General features: G+C 73.3%; 14 protein-coding genes and 1 pseudogene. 6 read left to right on the top strand and 9 right to left on the bottom strand.

Annotation, left to right across the window (positions count from 1 at the left end; genetic code table 11):
• The first annotated feature begins 8 nt into the window (after positions 1–8).
• The 5 genes from tal to pgl all read left to right on the top strand — a co-directional run bounded on the left by tal (position 9) and on the right by pgl (position 6,318).
• Entirely contained in the window at positions 9–1,187 is a 1,179-nt protein-coding gene (gene tal / locus ABZ452_RS30240) for a transaldolase (protein ID WP_357950144.1), read from the top strand.
• A 75-nt stretch (positions 1,188–1,262) separates the two neighbouring features.
• Positions 1,263–2,903, top strand: a complete 1,641-nt coding sequence (locus ABZ452_RS30235; RefSeq protein ID WP_357950141.1) for a glucose-6-phosphate isomerase — start codon at positions 1,263–1,265, stop codon at positions 2,901–2,903.
• 38 nt (positions 2,904–2,941) lie between these two features.
• A complete protein-coding gene (zwf, locus tag ABZ452_RS30230; protein WP_357950138.1) occupies positions 2,942–4,456 on the top strand; it encodes a glucose-6-phosphate dehydrogenase in 1,515 nt (504 codons plus the stop codon).
• Positions 4,453–5,469 carry a glucose-6-phosphate dehydrogenase assembly protein OpcA gene (locus tag ABZ452_RS30225; RefSeq protein ID WP_357950136.1) on the top strand — a complete coding sequence of 339 codons (1,017 nt, stop codon included), beginning with the start codon at positions 4,453–4,455 and terminating at the stop codon, positions 5,467–5,469. Before zwf ends, ABZ452_RS30225 begins: the two co-directional genes overlap by 4 nt.
• A gap of 78 nt (positions 5,470–5,547) precedes the next feature.
• Positions 5,548–6,318 carry a 6-phosphogluconolactonase gene (gene pgl, locus ABZ452_RS30220; protein ID WP_357950134.1) on the top strand — a complete coding sequence of 257 codons (771 nt, stop codon included), beginning with the start codon at positions 5,548–5,550 and terminating at the stop codon, positions 6,316–6,318.
• A 45-nt stretch (positions 6,319–6,363) separates the two neighbouring features.
• On the opposite strand, the gene ABZ452_RS30215 is transcribed toward pgl, so the two are convergent.
• From ABZ452_RS30215 to rapZ, 8 genes are all read right to left on the bottom strand, one after another.
• The gene (locus ABZ452_RS30215) at positions 6,364–6,708 is read right to left on the bottom strand and encodes an RNA polymerase-binding protein RbpA (protein WP_357950132.1); all 345 of its coding nucleotides are present in this window, start codon (positions 6,706–6,708) and stop codon (positions 6,364–6,366) included.
• Positions 6,709–6,836: 128 nt separating this feature from the next.
• The gene (gene secG / locus ABZ452_RS30210; protein ID WP_313719348.1) at positions 6,837–7,097 is read right to left on the bottom strand and encodes a preprotein translocase subunit SecG; all 261 of its coding nucleotides are present in this window, start codon (positions 7,095–7,097) and stop codon (positions 6,837–6,839) included.
• A 95-nt stretch (positions 7,098–7,192) separates the two neighbouring features.
• Positions 7,193–7,984, bottom strand: a complete 792-nt coding sequence (tpiA, locus tag ABZ452_RS30205; protein ID WP_357950129.1) for a triose-phosphate isomerase — start codon at positions 7,982–7,984, stop codon at positions 7,193–7,195.
• Positions 7,985–9,184: a phosphoglycerate kinase gene (locus tag ABZ452_RS30200; protein ID WP_357950126.1), complete on the bottom strand. Its 1,200-nt coding sequence runs from the start codon at positions 9,182–9,184 to the stop codon at positions 7,985–7,987.
• Positions 9,181–10,185, bottom strand: coding sequence for a type I glyceraldehyde-3-phosphate dehydrogenase (gene gap / locus ABZ452_RS30195; RefSeq protein ID WP_357950123.1), 1,005 nt, complete (start codon positions 10,183–10,185; stop codon positions 9,181–9,183). Before gap ends, ABZ452_RS30200 begins: the two co-directional genes overlap by 4 nt.
• 264 nt (positions 10,186–10,449) lie before the next feature.
• The gene (gene whiA / locus ABZ452_RS30190) at positions 10,450–11,430 is read right to left on the bottom strand and encodes a DNA-binding protein WhiA (protein ID WP_357950121.1); all 981 of its coding nucleotides are present in this window, start codon (positions 11,428–11,430) and stop codon (positions 10,450–10,452) included.
• A 57-nt stretch (positions 11,431–11,487) separates the two neighbouring features.
• Positions 11,488–12,465, bottom strand: a complete 978-nt coding sequence (gene yvcK / locus ABZ452_RS30185; protein ID WP_357950118.1) for a uridine diphosphate-N-acetylglucosamine-binding protein YvcK — start codon at positions 12,463–12,465, stop codon at positions 11,488–11,490.
• The gene (gene rapZ, locus ABZ452_RS30180; protein ID WP_151461987.1) at positions 12,462–13,370 is read right to left on the bottom strand and encodes an RNase adapter RapZ; all 909 of its coding nucleotides are present in this window, start codon (positions 13,368–13,370) and stop codon (positions 12,462–12,464) included. The genes yvcK and rapZ overlap by 4 nt, the downstream gene beginning before the upstream one ends.
• 289 nt (positions 13,371–13,659) lie before the next feature.
• Here rapZ and recQ point away from each other — a divergent pair, with 289 nt between their 5' ends.
• Complete coding sequence (gene recQ / locus ABZ452_RS30175; RefSeq protein WP_357950115.1) at positions 13,660–15,501, top strand: DNA helicase RecQ; 1,842 nt, start codon at positions 13,660–13,662, stop codon at positions 15,499–15,501.
• Positions 15,502–15,584: 83 nt separating this feature from the next.
• Here the strand turns inward: recQ and ABZ452_RS30170 are convergent.
• Positions 15,585–15,760, bottom strand: a pseudogene (locus ABZ452_RS30170) (phytochelatin synthase); the annotation flags it as partial.

The following is a 15,760-nucleotide window of genomic DNA, read 5'->3' as shown; positions in this document are numbered from 1 at the left end:
TGGGCAGCATGACGGACAGGCTGAGCGAGCTCCAGGCCGCCGGTGTGGCGATCTGGCTCGACGATCTTTCCCGGGTACGACTGAGCTCCGGCGGGCTGGACAAGCTCCGCCGCGAGTCGCACGTGGCCGGGGTGACCACCAACCCGACGATCTTCGCGAAGGCGCTGAGCGACGCCGACGAGTACAACTGGCAGCTGCGCGACCTCGCCGCCCGCGGCATCGAGGTCGAGGAGGCGGTCCGCATGCTCACCACGTATGACGTGCGGTGGGCCTGCGACGTGATGCGCCCCTCCTACGACAAGAGCGCCGGGGTGGACGGCCGGGTGTCGATCGAGGTCGACCCGCGGCTGGCCCACGAGTCCGACCGGACCGTCGCCGAGGCCAAGGCGCTCTGGTGGCTGGTCGACCGGCCGAACCTGTTCATCAAGATCCCGGCCACCGAGGCGGGCCTGCCGGCGATCACCGCGACCCTGGCCGAGGGGATCAGCGTGAACGTCACGCTGATCTTCGGCCTGGACCGGTACTCGCAGGTCATGGAGGCGTTCCTGGCCGGTCTGGAGCAGGCGAAGGCGAACGGCCACGACCTGTCGAAGATCGGGTCGGTCGCCTCGTTCTTCGTCTCCCGGGTCGACACCGAGGTGGACAAGCGGCTGGAGAAGATCGGCTCCGACGAGGCCAAGGCGCTGCGCGGCAAGGCCGCCATCGCCAACGCCCAGCTGGCGTACGAGCGCTACAGCGAGGTCTTCGGCTCGGACCGGTGGAAGAAGCTGGCCGACGCGGGGGCCCACCCGCAGCGCCCGCTGTGGGCCTCCACCTCGACCAAGAACCCCGACTACCGGGACGTCATCTACGTCGAGGAGCTGATCGCCCCCGGCACGGTCAACACCATGCCGGAGGCGGTCATCCACGCCTACGCGGACCACGGCGAGACCCGCAGCGACACCATCACCGGCGCGTACGACGCGGCCCGCAAGGTCTTCACCGACCTGGAGTCGGCCGGCGTGGACATGGCCGACGTGATCGCCACCCTGGAGCGGGAGGGCGTGGAGAAGTTCGAGGCGAGCTGGCTGGAACTGCTCGACGGGGTCAAGAAGTCCCTCGCCGAGGCGGCCAAGGGCATCGGCAAGCCGGGCCGGGCCGCCAAGGGCAACGCGCGGGCCGCCGAGAAGGCCGGGGGCAACGCGTGACGGACGGCGCCGGGCGCGTCCCGGGACAGGAGAACCGTCCCGGGACGCGCCGCGCCACGAGGACGGGGTGGTGAGGTGAGCGACCTGCTGGCCGGCCGGGCGGACATCGCCGCCGGGTTGGCCGTGCACGGCGCGGACGCGGTCGACGGGTCCGCGCCCGCGTCCGTGCGGGCCGCGCTGGTCGCCGCGGATCTCCCCGCCCGGCTCGCCGCCAAGGACCCGACGCTCTGGGGTCCGGCGGCCGAGGCGGCGGCCCGGGCGCGGCTGGGCTGGCTGGACGCCCACGCGCGGTCCCGGGAGCTGCTCCCCCAGCTCGCCGAGCTGACCGAGGAGCTGGCGGACCTGGACCACGTGGTCCTGGCCGGGACGGGCGGCTCCTCGCTCGCCCCGGAGGTGGTCGCCCGGACCCTCGGCCGGCCGCTGACCGTGCTGGACGGCACCGACCCCGGCGAGGTCCGCGCGGCCCTGACCGACCGGCTGGACCGTACCGTCGTGGTGGTCGCCGGCCGGTCCGGCGCCACGGTGGAGACCGACGGCATCCGGCGGGCCTACTGGCAGGCGTTCCTGGACGCCGGGCTGACCGAGGCGGAGACGGCCCGGCATTTCGTGGTGGTCACCGACCCCGGCTCGCCGCTGGAGGCGGTCGCCGACGAGCTGGGCGTGGTGGTGATCCCGTCCGACCCGGAGGTGGGCGACCGGTACTCGGCGCTCACCGCGTTGGGGCTGGTCCCCGCGGCGCTGGCCGGCGCGCCGGTCGCCGACCTGCTGGACGACGCCGAGGCCCTCGCCGGCGTGCTCGACCGGGACCGGGACAACCCGGGCCTGGCCCTCGGGGCGGCGCTCGCCGCGGCGGCCACCAGCGGCCGGGACACCGTCGCGCTGGTGTCCGACGGCACGGGGCTCGACGGGCTGGGCGACTGGGCCGAGCAACTGCTCGCCGAGTCCACCGGCAAGGCCGGCCGGGGCATCCTCCCGGTCGTGGTCGAATCCCCGGACGCCCCCGGCGCCACCGGCCCGGACGTGCTGACCGTCGGCTACGGCGGCTCCCTCGGCCCGGGCGCCGTGCCCGGCCCCGCCGACGTGGCGGTCAACGGTCCGCTCGGTGCCCAGTTCCTCACCTGGGAGTACGCCACCGCGCTCGCCGCCGCCGTGCTCGACGTCGACCCGTTCGACCAGCCGGACGTCGCCGAGAGCGCGGAGCACACCGCGCGGCTGCTCGCCGCCGGCACGCCGGCGGAGCCGCCCTCGGCCACCGAGGGCGCGATCGAGGTGTACGCCCCGGCCGGGGCCCCCGCCGACCTGGCCGGCGCGCTGCGCTGGCTGCTCGCCGGGCTGGCCGACGACGGCTACCTGGCGGTGACCGCCTACCTCGACCGGTCGGGCGACGCGGCGGTGGCGGGGCTGCGCCCGCTGCTGGCGCGGGCGGTCACGCGCCCGGTCACCTTCGGGTGGGGGCCGCGGTGCCTCCACTCCACCGGGCAGTACCACAAGGGCGGCCCACGGGCCGGCAGTCACCTCCAGGTGACCGGCGCGGTCACCGACGACCTGCCGGTGCCCGGCCGCCCGTACACCTTCGGAGACCTTCAGGCGGCCCAGGCCGCCGGCGACCGGCGGGCCCTCGCCGGTCGCGGGCGACCGGTGCTGCGCCTGCACCTGACCGAGCGGGCGGCGGGCGTCGCCCAGCTACTGGATGCGGCCGGACGGACACTGACGTGACGATGAACGACGTGACATCGGCGGAGCGAGGAGGCGGCATGAACCCGCTGCGCGATCCTCAGGACCGCCGGCTGCCGCGGATCCCGGAGCCGTGCGCTCTGGTGATCTTCGGGGTGACCGGCGACCTGGCCAAAAAGAAGCTCCTGCCGGCGGTCTACGACCTGGCGAACCGGGGGCTGCTGCCGCCCGGTTTCGTGGTCCTGGGCTTCGCCAGGCGCGACTGGGGCGACGGCGACTTCGAGTCGCTGGCCCACGACGCGGCCAAGAAGCACGCCCGCACCCCGTGGCGGGAAGAGGTCTGGGCCCGGCTCGCCGGAAACATCAAGTTCGTCGGCGGCTCGTTCGACGACGACGCGGCCTTCGACCACCTCGCCGCCACCCTCGACGAGCTGCGCGACACCCACGGCATCCCGGGCAACGCCGCCTTCTACTTCTCCATCCCCCCGGCGGCGTTCCCCGTGGTGCTCAAGCAGCTCGCCCGCACCGGCATGGCGGACAACGCCAAGTCCGGCGGCTGGCGCCGGGTGGTGGTGGAGAAGCCGTTCGGCAACGACCTGCCCTCGGCGAAGTCGCTCAACGACCTGGTCGACGACGTCTTCACGCGGCAGGACGTGTTCCGGATCGACCACTACCTGGGCAAGGAGACGGTCCAGAACATCCTGGCCCTGCGGTTCGCCAACAACCTGTTCGAGCCGCTGTGGAACTCCAAGTACGTCGACTCGGTGCAGATCACCATGGCCGAGGACGTCGGCATCGGCACCCGGGCCGCCTTCTACGACTCCGTCGGCACCGCCCGGGACGTGCTCCAGAACCACCTGCTCCAGCTGCTCGCCCTGGTGGCCATGGAGGAGCCGACCAGCTTCGACGCCGACGAGATCCGCACCGAGAAGCTCAAGGTGCTCAGGGCCATCACGGTGCCGAAGGACGTCTCCCGGGACACCGTCCGCGGCCAGTACCTGCCCGGCTGGGTGGGCGGCGAACGCGCCGTCGGCTACCTCGACGAGGAGGGCGTCCCGGCGGACTCCACCACCGAGACGTACGTGGCCGTGAAGCTGGGCATCCAGAACCGCCGCTGGGCCGGGGTGCCGTTCTACATCCGGGCCGGCAAGCGGCTGCCCCGGCGGGTCACCGAGGTGGCCATCGTGTTCAAGACGGCGCCGCACCTGCCGTTCGACGCCGCCGACATGGAGTCGCTCGGCCCCAACCAGCTCGTCATCCGGGTCCAGCCCGACGAGGGCGTGGTGCTGAAGTTCGGCTCCAAGGTGCCGGGCACGACCATGGAGGTCCGCGACATCGCCATGGACTTCCAGTACGGCGAGGCGTTCACCGAGTCCAGCCCCGAGGCGTACGAGCGGCTGGTGCTGGACGTGCTCATCGGTGACCGGACGCTGTTCCCGGACGCCGCCGAGGTGGAGCAGAGCTGGCAGGTGGTGGACCCGCTGGAGCACGCCTGGGCGGGCACCAAGCCGGAGCCGTACCGGGCCGGCGAGTGGGGCCCTCGGGCCGCCGACGAGATGCTGGCCAGCGAGGGCCGGTCCTGGAGGAGAGCATGATCGGGCTGTGGGACACCACCGGGAACGAGGTGGTCAAGGCGCTCGCCGCCGAGCGGCGCAGCGCGGGCGGGGTGGCCAGCGGCATGGCGCTCACGCTGATCGTGGTGGTCGACGAGAAGCGCGTCCGGGAGGCCGAGGCGGCGGCGACCATCGCGGCCGCCGCCCACCCGTGCCGGCTGCTCGTGGTGGTGCGCTCCGACGTCGATCGGGACCGCAACCGGCTGGACGCGGAGATCGTCGTCGGCGGCCGGCTCGGCCCCTGCGAGGCCGTGGTGACCCGGATGTACGGCCGGCTCGCGCTGCACGCCGAGTCGGTGGTGATGCCGCTGCTGGTGCCGGACGTGCCGGTGGTGACCTGGTGGCACGGCGAGCCGCCGGAGGAGATCGCGACCGACTTCCTCGGTGTGGTGGCCGACCGGCGGATCACCGACGCGGCGCAGGCCGCCGACCCGATCGCCGCGTTGCGGCAGCGGGCCGCGGACTACGCACCCGGCGACACCGACCTGGCCTGGACCCGGATCACCCCGTGGCGCACCCTCGTGGCCGGGGCGTTCGACACCACGCAGGCCCGGGTCACCGAGGCGACCGTGGTGGCGCCGCGCACCGACCCGACGGCCGCGCTCATGCGCGGCTGGCTGACCGCCCGGCTGGGCATCGACCCGGTCTGGGAGCACACCGACAAGTTCCCCCGGATGCGCGAGGTGCAGTTGCGCTGCGCCAACGGCGACGAGCTGATGCTGACCCGCGACGACAACATGGCCATCTTCCGGCGCAGCGGCCAGGAGGACCGGACGCTGCCGCTGGTCCGGCGCCCGCTCGGCGACGAGCTGGCCGAGGAGCTGCGCCGGCTCGACGCCGACCAGGTCTACGCCGAGGCGCTCGGCGCGACCGCCGGGCTGACCGCGCTCGACCAGCGTGTCCCCCAGCGGGTGCACGTGTGGAAGGATCCGGCGACCGCAAAGCGGGCCGAGGCCGGGGTCACCGCGCACGCCGGCGCGACCGCCAACGAGTGAGCGGGACGCGCGGACCGCTCGGCGGTCGGACCGCACAGGTGACCGCCGCGGGGCGGTCCGAGGACGAAGGCACGATGAATGAGTGAGGCGAGTGTCGCCGTACACGCCGACCCCGACCTGCTGGCGCAGGCGGTGGCGGCCCGGTTGGTGGTGAAGCTGCTCGACGCGCAGGCCGAGCGCGGCCAGGCGTCGGTGGTGCTGACCGGCGGCCGGATCGCCGCGGCGGTGTACCGGGCGGTGGCGCAGCTGCCGGCCCGCGACGCCGTCGACTGGTCCCGGGTCGACGTCTGGTGGGGCGACGAGCGGTTCCTGCCGGCCGGCGACCCCGAGCGCAACGAGACCCAGGCCCGGGCGGCGCTGCTGGACGTGGTCCCGCTGGACCCGGCCCGCATCCACCCGATGCCGGCATCGGACGGGCCCGCCGGCAACGACCCGGAGGCGGCCGCCGCCGGGTACGCGCGGGAGCTGGCCCGGGCCGCCCGGCCGGGGACCGCCGCACTCCCCCACTTCGACGTGCTGATGCTCGGCGTCGGCGAGGACGGGCACGTCGCCTCGGTCTTCCCGGAGCACCCGGTGCACCACGACAACCGCCCGGTCAGCGCGGTACGCGGCAGCCCCAAGCCGCCGCCGGTGCGCACCACGCTGACCCTCCCGACGATCAACACGGCCGAGGAGGTCTGGCTCGTGGCCGCCGGGGCGGACAAGGCCCGGGCGGTCGGGATGGCCCTGGCCGGTGCCGGGCCGGTGCAGCTGCCGGCGGCCGGCGTGCGCGGGGTGTCCCGGACGCTCTGGCTGCTGGACCGGGCCGCGGCGGCCGACGTGCCGCCCCGGCTGCGCAGCCTGCGCTGAACGACGGCGGAGCCCCGGCCCGGGCGGGTCGGGGCTCCCGCGTGCTCAGGCCCTGCCGCGCCGCCGGCGCAACGTCTCCAGGGCCTCGGCGAGCAGCGCCTCGCCCTGCTCCGGGGTGCGCCGCTCCTGCACGTACGCCAGGTGGGTCTTGTAGGGCTCGGCCCGGGCCGGGCCGGGCGGGTTGCCCGGATCGGGGCCGGCCGGCTCGCCGCAGCGCGGGCAGTCCCAGGTCTCCGGGGCCTCCGCCTCGGCGGCGATGAGGAACTGGACGCGGTGGGCGTTGGCGCACCAGTAGGTGACCGGCCGGCGGGGCGCCGGCTCGATGCGCTGCTCGAACCGCTCGGGGGCGGACCCGATCCGGGTGCCGCGGATGACGTTGCCACTGGACACGGCTGCTCGCTCCTGTCGTCGGAGGGGACCGCCGCTTACGGGGGTGGGCGGCGGGCGACGCGCGGAGAAACAATCTGCGCGCGGTCCGTCACGGACCGCGCGCAGATTGTACGACTCGGAGCGCTCGCTCAGGCGCCGCTGCCCGTCTGGAGCCGGAGCCAGAGCCCGATCCCGACGATGCACGCGAACCAGATGATCCCCACCAGAACGGTGTAGCGGTCGAGGTTCTTCTCGGCCACGGAGGAACCGGCCAGGCTGGAGCTGACGCCGCCGCCGAACATGCTCGACAACCCGCCGCCCTTACCGCGGTGCAGGAGGATCAGCAGGGTGAGCAGGATGCTCGTGATGACCAACAACGTGATCATCGTGTAGGCGAACCAGATCGGCATGGCGGGGGTCAATCCTCTCGTTGCGATCACTGCCCGGTCCTGACGGGCACAGCGGCACCGGCCGGTGGGCGGGCAGCGTCAAGGATAGCGAGCGATCAGCGGGCGATGTGCTCCGGGAACCGGCAGATCTGCGCGAATTCCTCGGCGTCCAGGCTGGCGCCCCCGACCAGGGCCCCGTCCACGTCCGGCTGGGCCATTGTCGCCGCCACGTTCGACGACTTCACCGACCCGCCGTAGAGGATCCGGACCTGGTCCGCGGTGTCCTGGCCGAAGGTCTCCACCAGGCGCTTGCGCACCTCGCCGCAGACCTCCTGGGCGTCCTCCGGGGTCGCCGTCTTGCCGGTGCCGATCGCCCAGACCGGCTCGTACGCCACGACGACCTTGGTCACCTGCTCCGCCGTGAGCCCCTTCAGCGCGCCGTCGAGCTGGTCGCAGCAGTGCGGCACGTGCAGGAGCTGCTCGCGGATCTCCAGCCCCTCGCCGATGCAGAGGATCGGGGTGAGCCCGTTCGCCAGCGCGGCGGCCACCTTGGCGTTGACCAGGGCGTCGTCCTCGTGGTGGTACTGCCGCCGCTCGGAGTGGCCGACCACCACGTAGGTGCAACCCAGCTTGGCGAGCATCGCACCGGAGATGTCCCCGGTGTACGCGCCCGACTGGAACGGCGACAGGTCCTGCGCGCCGTAGCCGATCAGCAGCTTGTCGCCGTCCACCGCGGTCTGCACGGTGCGCAGGTCGGTGAAGGGCGGCAGGACCACCGTCTCGACCTCGGTGAGCTGCTTCTCGGTGAGGCTCGCGGCCAGCTTCTGGATCAGCAGGTTGGCCTCGAGGTGGTTCAGGTTCATCTTCCAGTTGCCGGCCATCAGCGGCCGGCGGGGGGTGCTCGCCATTCAGTTCTCCAGGGCCGCGATGCCGGGGAGGGTCTTGCCCTCGAGGTATTCCAGGGAGGCGCCGCCGCCGGTGGAGATGTGGCCGAACGAGGACTCGTCCAGGCCGAGCGCCCGCACCGCCGCGGCCGAGTCACCGCCGCCCACCACGCTGAACGCGTCGGTCTTGGTGATCGCCTCGGCGACGCCCCGGGTGCCGTTCGCGAACGCGGCCATCTCGAACACGCCCATCGGGCCGTTCCAGAAGATCGTCTTCGCCTGGGACAGCGCGGCGGCGAAGCCGGCCACCGTCTCGGGACCGATGTCCAGCCCCAGCCGGTGGCTCGGGATGCCGTCGGCCGGCACGGTGTCATGGGCGGCGTCGGGCGCGAACGCGTCCGCGGCCACCACGTCGACCGGGAGCATGATCTTGCCGCCGGAGCGCTCCAGCAGGTTGCGGCAGGTCTCGACCATCTCCGCCTCCAACAGCGAGGTGCCCACCTCGTGGCCCTGGGCCTTGAGGAAGGTGAAGCACATCCCGCCGCCGATGAGCAGCCGGTCGACCGTGGGCAGCAGCGCCTCGATCACGGCCAGCTTGTCGGAGACCTTGGAGCCGCCCAGCACCACCACGTACGGCCGCTCCGGGTCGCCGGTGAGCTTGCTGAGCACCTCCACCTCGCGCAGCACGAGGCGGCCGGCGACGTGCGGCAGCCGGGCCGGCACGTCGTGGACGCTGGCGTGCTTGCGGTGCACGGCGCCGAAGGCGTCGTCCACGTACGCGTCGCCGAAGGCCGCGAGCTGGTCGGCGAAGGCGCCCCGCTCGGCGTCGTCCTTGCTGGTCTCACCCTTGTTGAAGCGTAGGTTCTCCAGCAGGGCGACCTGGCCGTCGGCCAGGCCCTCCACGCAGGCGCGGGCCGAGTCGCCGACGGTGTCCTCGGCGAAGCGCACCGGCGCGCCGAGCAGCTCGCCGAGCCGCCCGGCGACCGGGCGGAGGCTGAACTGCGGGTCCGGAGCGCCCTTCGGGCGGCCCAGGTGCGAGCAGACGACCACCTTGGCGCCGGCCTGGACCAGCGCGCTCAGCGTCGGCAGCACGGCCCGGATGCGGCCGTCGTCCGTGATCTCACCGGTCTGCTTGTCGAGCGGGACGTTCAGGTCGGCGCGCACCAGCACGCGCCGACCCGACACCCCCTCGCCGAGCAGGTCGTCGAGGTTGCGGATGCTCACAGCGACGAACCCACCAGCTTGACCAGGTCGACCAGGCGGTTCGAGTAGCCCCACTCGTTGTCGTACCAGCCGACGACCTTGACCTGGTTGCCGATCACCTTGGTCAGCGGCGCGTCGAAGATGCACGACGCCGGGTCGGTGACGATGTCCGAGGAGACGATCGCATCGTCGTTGTAAATCAGGATGCCCTTGAGCGGGCCGTCCGCGGCGGCCTTCAGCGCGGCGTTGACCTCGTCCACCGTGGTCTCCCGGCCGACCGTGACGGTCAGGTCGGTGACGGAGCCGGTCGGGATCGGCACGCGCAGCGCGTAGCCGTCCAGCTTGCCCTTGAGGTCCGGCAGGACCAGGCCGATCGCCTTCGCGGCGCCCGTCGAGGTCGGCACGATGTTGAGCGCGGCGGCCCGGGCCCGGCGCAGGTCCTTGTGCGGCGCGTCCTGCAGGTTCTGGTCCTGCGTGTACGCGTGGATGGTCGTCATCAGACCCTGCTGGATGCCGAACGTGTCGTGCAGCACCTTGGCCATCGGGGCGAGGCAGTTGGTGGTGCAGGAGGCGTTCGAGATGATCGTGTGCTTGGCCGGGTCGTACTGGTCCTGGTTGACGCCCATGACCACGGTGACGTCCTCGTTCTTCGCCGGGGCGGAGATGATGACCTTCTTGGCCCCGCCGTCGACGTGCGCCTTCGCCTTGGTGGCGTCGGTGAAGAAACCGGTGGACTCGATGACGACGTCGGCGCCGACCTCGCCCCACGGCAGCTTGGCCGGGTCCTTCTCGGCGTACGCCTTGATGGTCTTGCCGCCCACGGTGATCTCGTCGGCGGTGGCCTTCACCTCGTGCGGAAGGCGGCCCAGGATGCTGTCGTACTTGACAAGGTGGGCGAGCGTCGCGTTGTCGGTCAGGTCGTTGACCGCCACGACCTCGATGTCAGCGCCGGACGCCAGCACTGCCCGGAAGAAGTTGCGGCCGATCCGGCCGAAGCCGTTGATGCCAACCCGGATGGTCACAGGTCCCATCTCCTCGCGTTCTGGTCCGCCGGCGTCGAACCCCGGCCGGCGGAGATTGTTCGCCGACCGGTGGAGCCGGCCGTTGACGGTTCATCTCGGCCACCCCGCCGCGGTCCCAGGAGACCAGACCGCCCGAGGCGGTGAGCACGGCGAGGGGTGCCTTTGCCGGCCCCCTTGCCGTACGCAGCGACCTTATCCGAGCGCGCGCCGCCGCGCTGCGGCGGGTGGTGATCCCCTTCGCAGCCCGACGCCTCACCGGTCCTATCAGACCACGAGCATGTCGGGCGTGACGGCCGCTTCGGTATCCGGGATGCCCAGGTCGCGGGCCCGCTTGTCGGCGAGCGCGAGCAGCCGGCGGATCCGGCCGGCGATCGCGTCCTTGGTCAGCGGCGGCTCGGCCAGCGCGCCCAGTTCCTCCAGGGAGGCCTGCCGGTGCTCCAGCCGCAGCTGGCCGGCCGAGGTCAGGTGGTTGGGGGCGTCGTCGGCGAGGATCTCCAGCGCGCGGGTGACGCGGGCGGCGGCCGCCACCGCGGCGCGGGCCGAGCGGCGCAGATTGGCGTCGTCGAAGTTGGCCAGCCGGTTGGCGGTCGCCCGCACCTCGCGGCGCACCCGCCGCTCCTCCCAGGCCAGCACGCTGGAGTGGGCGCCGATCCGGGTGAGCAGCGCGGCGATCGCGTCGCCGTCCTTGACCACCACCCGGTCCACCCCGCGCACCTCGCGGTTCTTGGCGCTGATGCCGATCCGGCGGGCCGCGCCGACCAGGGCCAGCGCGGACTCCGGGCCGGGGCAGGTGATCTCCAACGCGCTGGACCGGCCCGGCTCGGTGAGCGAGCCGTGCGCCATGAACGCGCCCCGCCAGGCCGAGACCGCGCAGCACACGTTGGCGGCCACCACGTGCGGGGGCAGGCCACGCACCGGCCGGCCCCGGACGTCCAGCAGGCCGGTCTGCCGGGCGAGGGCCTCGCCGTCCTTCACCACCCGCACGATGAAGTGGCTGCCCTTGCGCAGGCCGCCCGAGGCGAGCACGTGGATCTCGCTCGGGTAGCCGTAGACCTCAGCGATCTCCCGGCGGAGCCGCCGGGCCACCGCACCGGTGTCGAGCTCCGCCTCGACCACGACGCGACCCGACACGATGTGCAGCCCACCGGCGAACCGGAGCAGGGCAGCCATCTCCGCCCGCCGACAGCAGGGCTTGGGCACGTCGACCCGACTCAGCTCGTCCTTGACCGCAGCCGTCATCGCCATGTTGCGCGCCCCCTCACGGACCGGGTTCCGGCGTGTCGCCGGTGATTACGTACGTGTCTAACGATCGGCGCCCAGGACAGGCACCAACGCGGCGCCCAGGGCGGCCGGATCATGACGGGGTGTGCCGTCGGTGACGGCGACGGGAGCGAGGACCAGCCGGGCACCCAGCGATTCTGCCGCACGTTCGACCGCCACGGGATCACCCACCGCCTTCAAGTCGGCCAGCACCATGTCCACTTTCAACTCGGGCAGATAGCGCCGGAGGGTGTCCAGATGGTCGGGCAGGGACAACCCGAGCGTCTCCTTCTCCGCCACCAGGTTGAGAGTGACCAGCCGACGGGCCGGGCTGGAGACGATCGCGTCGGCCAGGCCGGGGACCAGCAGGTGCGGCAGCACACTGGTGTACCAGCTGCCCGGCCCGAAGATCAACCAGTCGGCGGCGCGGACCGCGGTCACCGCCTCGGCGCAGGCGGCCGGCGCCGCCGGCGTGAGCCGCAGCGACTCGACCGTGCCGGAGGTGACCGCCACCTGGTGCTGGCCGCGCACCGTGCGGACCTCGTCCGGGCGGTCCGGGTCGGCGCCGCGTACCCGGGCCTCGATGCCGACCGGCTGCCGCGACATCGGCAGCACCCGGCCGACCGCGCCGAGCATCGCGCCCGCGTGGTCGAGCGCGACCACCGGGTCCCCCAGCAGCTCGGTCAGCCCGTGCAGCAGCAGGTTGCCGACCGCGTGGCCGGCGAGCGAATCGGCACCGTCCCGCCCGCCCCCGGCGGCGGCGAAGCGGTGCTGGAACAGCGCCGCGCTGCGCCGGGTGGCCGGGTGGTCGCCGGCCAGCGCGACGAGCGCCTGCCGCAGGTCGCCCGGCGGCAGGCCGCCGCGCTCCGCGCGCAGCCGCCCGCTGGAGCCGCCGTCGTCGCCGACCGTGACCACCGCGGTGATGTCCAGATCCAGTCCGGGTACGCAGTGCCGCAGCGCCCGCAACGACGCCGACAGCCCGTGCCCGCCGCCGAAGGCGACCACCCTGGTCGGGGTCATTCGCGCCCCAGATCCCGGTGCTGGGGGTTGGCGGCGATGCCAGAGCGGCGCAGCCGGGCGGCCAGCTCCTCGGCGATCGCCACGCTCCGGTGCTTGCCACCGGTGCAGCCGACGGCCACGGTCAGGTAGCGCTTGCCCTCCCGCTCGAAACCGGCGGTGGTGGCGTTGACCAGGTCCGCGTACCCGGCCACGAAGGCGTCCGCGCCCTCCTGACCCAGCACGTACGCGCTCACCGCCTCCTCGCGCCCGGTGTGCTCACGCAGCTCCGGTACCCAGTAGGGGTTCGGCAGGAACCGCGCGTCCATCACGAAGTCGGCGTCCGGCGGCAGGCCGTACTTGAAGCCGAACGAGAGCACGGTGATCCGCAGCCGGCGGGAGTCCTCCCCGCCGAACAGCTCCTCGACCCGGCGGCGGAGCTGGTTCACGTTCAGGTGGCTGGTGTCGATGATCACGTCGGCCTGGTCCCGGGCCTCCTCCAGCAACGCCCGCTCGACGGCGATCCCGTCGGCCAGCCGCCCGTCGCCCTGCAGCGGGTGCGAGCGGCGGACGCTCTCGAACCGGCGGATCAGCACCTCGTCGTCGGCGTCGACGAAGACCACCCGGGGCTGGAAGCCGCGCTCGCGCAGCTCCCGGATCGCCCCGGCCAGGTCGGTGGAGAAGGCCCGCGAGCGGACGTCCAGCACCATCGCCGTACGCCGGGCCGCGCCGCCGGCCTTGAAGGCCAGCTCGGCCATGTCCAGCATCAGCGCCTGGGGCAGGTTGTCCACCACGTAGTAGCCGACGTTCTCCAGGGCCCGGGCCACCGTGCTGCGGCCACCGCCGGACAGGCCGGTCACCACCACCAGGGTGGTGTCCGCCTCGGCCGGCGCCGGCCGCCCGAGAGCTGTCTCCGCGTTGGTCGGCACCAGGTCTCCCGCCGTCCGCGCCTCGCTCACCCGTACCCCCAGCCGTGGCGCCGCGGCCGGTCGGCCGCGCGTGGTCAGTCAGCGACTCTAACGGCTGCGACCCCGCCCGGGATTCCACGGGGTGACGACCGGAACAGGCGCTTGTCCGTTTTGTCGAGGTCCGGCTGCCGCCCTCGCCCGGGTCGGGTTGCCGGTTTCGGGAGGCTCGGCTGCCGCTTCCCGGCGGCCCGGCTGCCGCCACACGCCGTTCGGGCGGGGTGGTGTCGGCGGGCGCTCGTAGACTGCGCGGATGGTCTCCCCCACCGATGAGCGGACCGAGGACGCGCTGCGGGTGCTGCGCCGGGTGTTCGGCTACGACGCCTTCCGCGGCTTCCAGCACGAGGTCGTCGAGCACGTGGTGGCCGGCGGCGACGCGCTGGTGCTGATGCCGACCGGGGGCGGCAAGTCGCTCTGCTACCAGATCCCGGCGCTGGTCCGCGACGGCGTGGCGGTGGTCGTGTCGCCGCTGATCGCGCTCATGCAGGACCAGGTCGACGCGCTCACCGCGGTCGGGGTCCGGGCCGGGTTCCTCAACTCGACCCAGGACCTCGCCGAGCGGCGCCGGGTCGAGGCGGCTTTCCTCGCGGGCGAGCTCGACCTGCTCTACCTCGCCCCGGAGGCGCTGGCGACGCGCACCACCGTCGCCCTGCTGGAGCGCGGGCGGATCGGGCTCTTCGCGATCGACGAGGCGCACTGCGTCTCGCAGTGGGGGCACGATTTCCGCCCCGACTACCTCAACCTGTCGATGCTGCACGAGCGCTGGCCGGGGGTGCCCCGGATCGCGCTGACCGCCACCGCCACCCAGGCCACCCGCACGGAGATCGCCACCCGGCTCAACCTCACCGACGCCCGGCACTTCGTGGCCAGCTTCGACCGGCCCAACATCCAGTACCGGATCGTGCCCAAGCGGGAGCCGCGCAAGCAGCTGCTCGCACTGCTGCGCGACGAGCACCCGGGCGACGCCGGCATCGTCTACTGCCTGTCCCGCGCCTCGGTGGAGAAGACCGCCGACTTCCTCGTCGCCAACGGCATCGCGGCGCTGCCCTACCACGCCGGGCTCGACGCGGCGACCAGGGCGACCAACCAGCAGCGCTTCCTGCGCGAGGACGGCCTCGTCATGGTCGCCACCATCGCCTTCGGCATGGGCATCGACAAGCCCGACGTCCGCTTCGTCGCCCACCTCGACCTGCCCAAGTCGGTGGAGGGCTACTACCAGGAGACCGGCCGCGCCGGGCGGGACGGGCTGCCGTCGACGGCCTGGCTCGCGTACGGGCTCCAGGACGTCGTGCAGCAGCGCAAGATGATCGAGACGTCGGAGGGCGACCTGGCCCACCGGCGCAACCTGGCCACCCATCTCGACGCCATGCTGGCGCTCTGCGAGACGGTCCGCTGCCGCCGTGCGCAGCTCCTCGAATACTTCGGCGAGGGCGGCACCGCCAACTGCGGCAACTGCGACACCTGCCTGGAGCCGCCGGAGTCCTGGGACGGCACGGTCGCCGCGCAGAAGCTGCTCTCCACCGTCTACCGGCTCGACCGCGAACGCAACCAGCGGTTCGGCGCCGGGCACTGCGTGGACATCCTGCTCGGCAAGCGCACCGACAAGATCGACCAGCACGGCCACGACGCGCTGAGCACCTTCGGCATCGGCACCGACCTGCGCGAGGCAGAGTGGCGGGGCGTCGTGCGGCAACTGCTCGCCGAGGGCCTGCTCGCCGTCGAGGGCGACTACGGCACGCTGGCCCTCACCGAGGCGAGCGCCGAGGTGCTGGGCCGCCGGCGCACGGTCACCATGCGGCGGGAGCCGGAGCGCCCGGCGTCCGGCCGGTCCGCCAAGCCCCGCGGCGCGGCCACCGTGGTGGCCGACCTCGCCCCGGCCGCCCTCCCGGTGTTCGAGCGGCTCCGCGCCTGGCGGGCGGCCACCGCCAAGGAACAGGGCGTCCCCGCGTACGTGATCTTCCACGACGCCACCCTCCGGCAGATCGCCACCGAGGCGCCGACCTCCCTGGCCGAGCTGTCCCGGATCAGCGGCGTCGGCGACAACAAGCTGGCCAAGTACGGCGAGGGGATCCTCGCCGTACTCGCGGAGTCCTGAGACACCGCTCCTGAGACACGACGAAGGGCCGGCCCCTTGTGGGGGCCGGCCCTTCGTGCTCGCTCCTGTCAGCGGATAGCCGGTCAGGAGGCGCTGTAGCCGCGGGTGGCGATCCAGTCGGCGAGGTTGTCCACGCTGATCCGGTAGGACGCGGTGTTCGGGTTGGCGCTGTCGGCGATGGTCACGGTGTGGCCGTCGTCCTGGTAGCCGACGACGCTGATGTAGTGGCCACCCTCGAAGGAGTGGGTGTTGCCGTCGG

The organism is Micromonospora sp. NPDC005707, assembly GCF_040631005.1.
Lineage (GTDB): Bacteria > Actinomycetota > Actinomycetes > Mycobacteriales > Micromonosporaceae > Micromonospora.
The sequence above is the reverse complement of the archived record's forward strand: the minus strand, read 5'-3'. Positions and strand labels throughout refer to the sequence as shown.

Excerpts from the sequence above, each read along its gene's own strand:
- tpiA (WP_357950129.1), bottom strand. The coding sequence starts at position 7,984 with ATGGCGAGCACCCCCCGCCGGCCGCTGATGGCCGGCAACTGGAAGATG.
- recQ (WP_357950115.1), top strand. The coding sequence starts at position 13,660 with ATGGTCTCCCCCACCGATGAGCGGACCGAGGACGCGCTGCGGGTGCTG.
- secG (WP_313719348.1), bottom strand. The coding sequence starts at position 7,097 with ATGCCGATCTGGTTCGCCTACACGATGATCACGTTGTTGGTCATCACG.
- zwf (WP_357950138.1), top strand. The coding sequence starts at position 2,942 with ATGAACCCGCTGCGCGATCCTCAGGACCGCCGGCTGCCGCGGATCCCG.
- whiA (WP_357950121.1), bottom strand. The coding sequence starts at position 11,430 with ATGGCGATGACGGCTGCGGTCAAGGACGAGCTGAGTCGGGTCGACGTG.
- ABZ452_RS30225 (WP_357950136.1), top strand. The coding sequence starts at position 4,453 with ATGATCGGGCTGTGGGACACCACCGGGAACGAGGTGGTCAAGGCGCTC.
- pgl (WP_357950134.1), top strand. The coding sequence starts at position 5,548 with ATGAGTGAGGCGAGTGTCGCCGTACACGCCGACCCCGACCTGCTGGCG.
- yvcK (WP_357950118.1), bottom strand. The coding sequence starts at position 12,465 with ATGACCCCGACCAGGGTGGTCGCCTTCGGCGGCGGGCACGGGCTGTCG.
- tal (WP_357950144.1), top strand. The coding sequence starts at position 9 with ATGACGGACAGGCTGAGCGAGCTCCAGGCCGCCGGTGTGGCGATCTGG.